The organism is Variovorax sp. P1_H12_2 (assembly GCF_056405335.1).
The window spans coordinates 1-3,221 of sequence record NZ_JBFUCI010000574.1; the positions used below are offsets into that span (position 1 = coordinate 1).

At 64.7% G+C, this 3,221-nt stretch carries 3 protein-coding genes; 1 reads left to right on the plus strand and 2 read right to left on the minus strand.

Annotation, left to right across the window (positions count from 1 at the left end; translation table 11 throughout):
* On the minus strand, positions 1-1,113 hold a 1,113-nt coding region (locus AC1D2K_RS32545; protein ID WP_478094295.1), incomplete at its 3' end, for an aldehyde dehydrogenase family protein.
* 63 nt (positions 1,114-1,176) lie between these two features.
* Positions 1,177-2,811: an AMP-binding protein gene (locus tag AC1D2K_RS32550; protein ID WP_478094297.1), complete on the minus strand. Its 1,635-nt coding sequence runs from the start codon at positions 2,809-2,811 to the stop codon at positions 1,177-1,179.
* A 277-nt stretch (positions 2,812-3,088) separates the two neighbouring features.
* Here AC1D2K_RS32550 and AC1D2K_RS32555 point away from each other — a divergent pair.
* On the plus strand, positions 3,089-3,221 hold a 133-nt coding region (locus tag AC1D2K_RS32555; protein WP_478094298.1), incomplete at its 3' end, for a LysR family transcriptional regulator.

Sequence of the window (3,221 nt, forward strand, 5' to 3'; positions counted from 1 at the left end):
GTCCAGGCGGTCGTATTCGACCACCGGCAGGATCGGCCCGAAGATCTCTTCCTGCATCAGCTGCATGCGGTCGTCCACACCAGTAACGACGGTCAACGCCATCTGGCGACCGGCGCCCGCGACGTCGCCGCACTGCAGCAGGGTCGCTCCCTTGGCCCGGGCATCGTCGAGCAACTGGCGCAGCCGCGCCGCGTGGCGCTCGGTGACGATGCTGGTGTACTCGGGATTGCCGCCGACGGTCGGATACAGCTTGCCGAATGCCTCGCGTACCGCGGCGGCGAACTCGTTGGATTTGCCACGCGGCACGAGCGCGTAGTCCGGCGCGACGCAAATCTGCCCGGCATTGAAGGCCTTGCCGTGCGCGATGCGCAGCGCCGCATCGCGCAGGTCGGCGTCTGGCCCGACGATGGCCGGCGACTTKCCGCCGAGTTCCAGCGTCACCGGTGTCAGGTTGTCGGCCGCCGCGCGCATGACCTCGCGGCCCACCCGCGGCGAGCCGGTGAAGACCAGGTGGTTGAAKGGCAACGCGTTGAAAGCCTGCGCGGCTTCGACCGCGCCGCCGAATATGGCCACCTCATCTTCGCCAAAACACTCGCCCAGGATCGTGCGCAGCAGCGCGGTGGTCCGTGGCGAAAATTCCGAAACCTTGACCATTGCCCGGTTGCCCGCGGCCAGTGCCGCGATCAGCGGGCCGATGGTCAGGTACAGCGGGAAGTTCCAGGTGCCGATGATGCCCACCACGCCCTTGGGCTGGTATTCGACCCAGGCGCTGTTGGTGAGGAACAGCAGCTCCGTGCCGCGACGCCGCGGCTTCATCCACTTGCGCATGTGAGACAGGGCGTGCCGGGCTTCCAAAATCGGGCCCATGACCTCGACCAGCTTGGTCTCGGGCCCGGCGCGAACGCCAAAATCCGCGTTCACCGCAACGACGATGTCGTTCTGGTGGCGGCGCAGCGCATCGATCAGCCGGTGCAGCTTGGCCTTGCGCGCCGCGAGGTCCGGATACGGGGCGGCCTCGAAGGCGCGGCGCTGAATGTCGAACAGGCGGTGCATGCGCTGGATCTCCGCCGCATCGGCCACGTGGAGAGTGAGGGGGGTCGGGACGGCATTCATGTCAGTGCTCCAGTTTCTTGGCGCGGAACATGCCCGCGCACCGTTTTGTCTCGGGCGGGTTGCTCATGCCACGTCGCGCAGTTCGCGGCGAAGGATCTTGCCGACCGTGGACTTGGGCAACGCCTCGACGAAGCGCACGATCCTGGGCACTTTGTAGGCGGTGAGCTGTTCGCGGCAATGTGCGATGAGCTCGGCCTCGCCGAGCGTGGCGTTCGCCGCCTTGACCACGAACAGCTTGACCGCTTCGCCCGTCTTCTCGTCGGGCACGCCCACGCAGGCGCATTCGACGACCTCCGGGCAACCGGTGGCAATCGCCTCGACCTCATTGGGGTAGACATTGAATCCGGAGACGATGACCATGTCCTTTTTACGGTCCACGATCTTCAGGAATCCTTGCGCGTCGAAGCTGCCGATGTCGCCGGTGCGGAAGTAGCCGTCGGCGGTGAATGCGGCCGCGTTGGCCTCGGGCTGCTGCCAGTAGCCGTTCATCACCTGCGGGCCCCTGGCACAGATCTCGCCGACCTCGCCGATGCCGACTTCCAGGCCATCATCATCCAACAGCTTGATGTCGGTCGAGGGCATTGGCAACCCCGTGGTTCCAGTGAAATCCTGCACGGCGGCCGGGTTGAAGGTCAGGACGGGAGAAGTCTCCGACAGGCCGTATCCTTCCCGGATGAAGGTGCCAGTGAGCGCTTTCCACTTGTCCGACACCGCACCGATCACCGCCGCGCCGCCGCCGGCCGCCAAGCGCAAGTTGGACCAATCGACCTCCTTGCTTCGCGGGTGCGCCACTAGCCCCGCGTAGAGGGTGTTCACGCCGACGAAGATGCTCGGACGAGCCTTCTTGAGCGTGTCCAGGAAGCTGTCGAAGTCGCGCGGGTTGGTCACCAGCCAGTTGTCGGCCCCGACCGAGAAGTAGCTGATGAAGTTCACCATCAGCGCGAAGATGTGATAGAGCGGAATCGCCGTGACGATCACCTCTTCGCCCGGTCGCAACACGTCGGGCATGAAGGCCTTGAACTGCTCGGTATTGGCCACCAGGTTGCGGTGACACAGCGCAGCGCCCTTGGGCAAGCCGGTGGTACCGCCGGTGTACTGCAGGAGCAGCAGGTCGTCGCCATTGACATCGACCGGCGTAAAGGGCAGCTCGGCGCCTTCGGCCAGCGCATCCGTGAAGGCAACGGCGCCCGTCAGGCGTGCGTCCACCGGCGGGCTCGGCAGGACGACATCGCTGCCGTCGCTCACGCCGACGGTGACGATGGTCTTGAGCCGGGTCCTGGGCAAAACCTCGGCCACCGTGGCGGTGACGCCGCTGAAGACGACCAGGACCTCGGCACCGGCATCGTTGAGCTGGTGCTCGAGTTCACGCGGCGTGTACAAGGGGTTGACGTTGGCCTGCGCAGCGCCAGCGCGAATGATGCCGAGGAAGGCGATCGGAAAGGCCAGCACGTTGGGTGCCATCACGGCGACGCGGTCACCCTTCTTCACCCCCAACTTGCCTTGCAGGTAGGCCGCGAAGTTCCGCGAGAGACGGTCGAGATCGGCGTAGGTCAGCGTCTGGCCTGCGCAGCGCATTGCTGGCCGATCGGCGAAGCGCTTCATCGCCAGTTCCATCATGTCCACCACCGAGCGATAGGCGTCGGGGTTGATCTCCCTGGGCGTGTTGCCGTAGCTGGCTTGCCAATGTCGTCGGGTCATCGTGATTTCCTGGAATGAGGGGTCGTATCGCGGGGTGTGTGGCTCGTCTTCGGAACGGCACTCAAATCGTCAGAAGGGCGTGAACGAGCATGCTCGCGAAAAGCACTGAAATTCACCAGGTTGTCTCCTTGGCTTTGGTCGGCGGGCCGGGTCCTGTGTCTGAACACCGGAGCTCTTGGAATGAGGGCGATTGTTCAGGAGAACCCGAATTGAGTCCAATGCATAGTGGGTGGAKAATGAATGCAGTGGATGCAATCGCCTAACAAAGGAGCGACTTATGGACATCAAGCGCTGGGCACATATCGTCGCCGTCGCCGACCGTCGAAGCTTCATCCGTGCCGCCGAGCAGGTGCATCTCAGTCAACCGGCCCTCACGCGCAGCATCCAGGCGGCGGAAGCCGAGCTGGGCC

Bases quoted from the DNA above. Each gene is read 5' to 3' on its own strand.
- AC1D2K_RS32550 (WP_478094297.1), bottom strand. From the start codon at position 2,811: ATGACCCGACGACATTGGCAAGCCAGCTACGGCAACACGCCCAGGGAG.